The following is a 3,412-nucleotide window of genomic DNA, read 5'->3' as shown; positions in this document are numbered from 1 at the left end:
ACAAAAATAAACTTTGCCAGCAGCAGTTAACGATTTACGGTAATAATTTTGAAGAATTATTGCTTTTTACGTAATCATACTGCACCAAATTAATGAATTAGGAAATTACCTGAAAAAAGAAGTTCAGTAATCATGTAATTTCAAGTATTTGCTAAATAATTTTTACATAGTCTGGAGGATAGGTTATGGTTTCTACACCAGCTTCAACTCAGGCAATAAAAATGCAGTTTTTTCAACTCATAGAGAAGAAAGGGCAAAAAGAAGAATTGCTATCAGAGCGTTTATAACTTCTGACGACGGAAGGCAGCAAGAGTCTAAGTCCCTCACCAAAAAACGCAGATTTGGTAGATCCATTGCTGCGGGGAGTTTTTTTCGAGCTGACTTCTCTCCAAATGAAGCCTGGTAAGTTGAATCCCCCACCATATTCCATCCTTTCTGTCTTCGGCTTGAAACTGCTGAGTACTAAGTGCTGAGTAAAAATATTAGTACAGTGAGCGCGGAAATAAACATACCATTTCAAATGGCGCAAGAGCTGCAAAGGATCGCTAGGAATAATCATTGCAGATACTTAGCCTATGTCAATGGACTACCACGTATCAACTACGACTACAACGGCAAGGTATATATGATTTACAATATCAAACCCAAAATATTGGTATTAGCAATTGCTCAAGCAATTAATTTTCAACCAAATAACCCTCCTGTAGCATCTGGGTATATTAAAGACACTGGTCAAACCTACAATGAGACTCGGAACTTTGCTTGGGTGCATGAAGATAGCTTAGGCAATACTACACGCACTCCTTTTGAGATCCAACTCAATCCACGCGATCGCAATCAAAGTGGCATTGATCAGCGACTTAATACACTGATTCATCTGCAATATCCTGCTAACTCTTCAGGAATAGCAGTGAAGATACCTGCCACTTGGGAATATGCCCTGGCTAATAGTTCGTACAATATGACTGTTGATGCTAAAGGTGCTAAAAATAGCAAAATCAACTATATTGCGATCGCAGTGGCTAACCGTCCCTCGGTCAGAATAAGCAATCCTACTGTTAATCAGAGAAATGTGTCACCAGATATCTCGATTACAGCAGACGTGAATCTCGCCAACAGTGGGATTGCCCTTAATACCCTTTCAGCCTCAACCATCAAGCTGATCGATAGCAGTACTAATACACAAGTGGCTGCCAACTACAACACTTCGGGTGGCGGAGATGTGATTGTAGTGTCCCCGATAAATCATCTCGAGAATAATACCAAATATCTGTTACAAATCACCGACGGAGTAAAAGACAGCAATGGTGCTGCATTCATACCCTATAGCATCAGTTTCACAACAGACACCCTTGGCAAAGGAGGAAGCCATATTAGTTTTGAGCAAATCTCACTACCGAATGTACCTGCCAAACCTTACACCACAGTATCGATTGGGCCTGACAATAAACTCTATGCTGCTACTTTACAGGGTGAGATTTTGCGCTTCTCGATCAATCCTAATGGCACTTTAGGTACGCCACAAACCATTACCTCATTACAGACTGCCAATCATGGTAATCGAACTATCATTGGTATGCACTTTGATCCCTCCTCAACAAATGCTAGTAACCTAATTCTATGGGTAACAAACAACTACTACTGGGATGGAACTGTTAATGCGCCCGAGTGGACTGGTAAAATTACTCGGTTGAGTGGTTCCAACTTAGAGACAGTAAAAGACTATGTGGTTGATTTACCACGATCAATCCGGGATCATGAAACCAACAGTATTGAGTTTAAGCCTAATGAGCCAAAAGTGCTGTATGTGTTGCAGGGTAGTAATAGTAGTACGGGCGCACCAAACAATGTCTGGGGTAATCGTCCTGAGAAGTTGTTAAGTGCTGCTGTATTACGAGTTGACCTGTCCAAAATCACCTCACTTCCTTTAAGCGTTAAAACAGAGGGTGGAGGTACTTATAATCCCTTTAAACCAGGAGCAGCTGTAACTATCTTTGCCAGTGGTATACGCAATGCCTACGATCTAGTTTGGCACACCAATGGTCAGTTATATGTGCCAACAAATGGTTCAGCAGCTGGTGGCAATACGCCAAATACACCTATTCCGCTACCTCTTGCCTGCCAAAACCGTATCGATAAACCTACTAATGGGGCTTATACCAGTCCATCCGTACCTGGCCTCAGCAATATAGGCACGCAGCGAGATTATCTGTTTCGGGTTGTTAAAAACGGTTATTATGGTCACCCCAATCCTAAGCGTTGTGAGTGGGTGTTGAGTGGTGGAAATCCTACAGTTGGTACAGACCCAGGTCAGGTAAAAGAATATCCCATAGGTACTCTACCTGACCGGAATTGGAAGGGTAGTGCCTTCGATTTCGGAGAGCATTTTTCACCCAATGGTATCATTGAGTACCATAGTAATGTTTTAGGTGGCGAGCTACAAGGCAAACTCCTGGTGGTCCGTTACAGTGCTGGCAAAGATATCATTGTCCTAACACCAGGTGGGGAAAACTTGGATATTGTAAATTCCCAAACGGGTATTACTGGCTTCACCGGTTTTAACCCAAGTCCATTGGATTTGGTTGAGAATCCTACAAATGGATATCTCTATGTGGCCCAGCTCAATGAAGGGACTGGCATGGGCAAAATTACACTTCTGCGTCCACTCAATTAATTAATTAACAGTTCTGGTGCTACCAATCCTTTTTGGATAGCTAAAACTGCGGCTTGAGTGCGATCGCGTACTTCTAGTTTCTGCAAAATAGTATGGACATGAACCCGCACTGTACCAGGGGCAATGTAGAGAATTTCAGCAATTTCTTGATTGCTTTTGCCAGTTGCCACGAGTGCTAAAATTTCTTGCTCCCGCTTGGTTAGGGGATTTTCTAAGGATTCCTCAGTTTTTGCAGGCAGCATGAAAGTAGAATTGCCCTCAAAAGCTGCTCTAATTTCTGTTGTTGCCGTTTGATCCCACCAAGAAGCCCCTGCTGCAACCGATCGCACTGCTAATATCAGAGACTCAGCCGGAATACCTTTGAGGCAGTAACCTTGGGCCCCTGCGGCAATTAACCGCGAAATCAGGGGTTTTTCAGAACGAGAGGTTAAAACAAGAATTGGTAAATTTGGGTGCTTCTGCTTGATTTGGCGACAAGCCTCAATCCCGCCAATCCCCGGTAAACCTATATCCAGCAAGACCAAATCTAAGGGATAGCGATTTGCTAATTCTACAGCTTGTTCTCCATCTTCTGCCTCTGCGACAATCTCCAAAGTGGTTTCTTGTTGCAACCGCATCCGCAAACCAAGCCGAAATAATTCATCATCTTCAACAAGTAAGATTTTCGTCATTTATTATTAGTCATTAGTCATTAGTCATTAGTCAGAAGCTAGAAATTATTATTCTCCCCTCCTCCCC

The 3,412-nt window shown here is 42.6% G+C and carries 2 protein-coding genes; one reads left to right on the top strand and one right to left on the bottom strand.

The window, feature by feature from the left end:
* Window positions 1-520 precede the first annotated feature (520 nt).
* Window positions 521-2,674, top strand: a complete 2,154-nt coding sequence (locus ACFE90_RS36105) for an Ig-like domain-containing protein (RefSeq protein WP_375507053.1) — start codon at window positions 521-523, stop codon at window positions 2,672-2,674.
* Here the strand turns inward: ACFE90_RS36105 and ACFE90_RS36100 are convergent.
* Window positions 2,671-3,345, bottom strand: coding sequence for a response regulator transcription factor (locus ACFE90_RS36100; RefSeq protein WP_322647194.1), 675 nt, complete (start codon window positions 3,343-3,345; stop codon window positions 2,671-2,673). The two genes, ACFE90_RS36105 and ACFE90_RS36100, sit on opposite strands and share 4 nt — an antisense overlap.
* Window positions 3,346-3,412: the final 67 nt, after the last annotated feature.

Origin of the sequence: uncultured Nostoc sp. (assembly GCF_964245445.1) — a bacterium.
Classification (GTDB): domain Bacteria; phylum Cyanobacteriota; class Cyanobacteriia; order Cyanobacteriales; family Nostocaceae; genus Nostoc.
Note: the sequence above shows the minus strand (reverse complement) of the source record. Positions and strands in the feature narration are given on the sequence as shown.

Coding starts and splice junctions, on each gene's coding strand:
- ACFE90_RS36105 (WP_375507053.1), top strand. CDS start 521: ATGGCGCAAGAGCTGCAAAGGATCGCTAGGAATAATCATTGCAGATAC.
- ACFE90_RS36100 (WP_322647194.1), bottom strand. CDS start 3,345: ATGACGAAAATCTTACTTGTTGAAGATGATGAATTATTTCGGCTTGGT.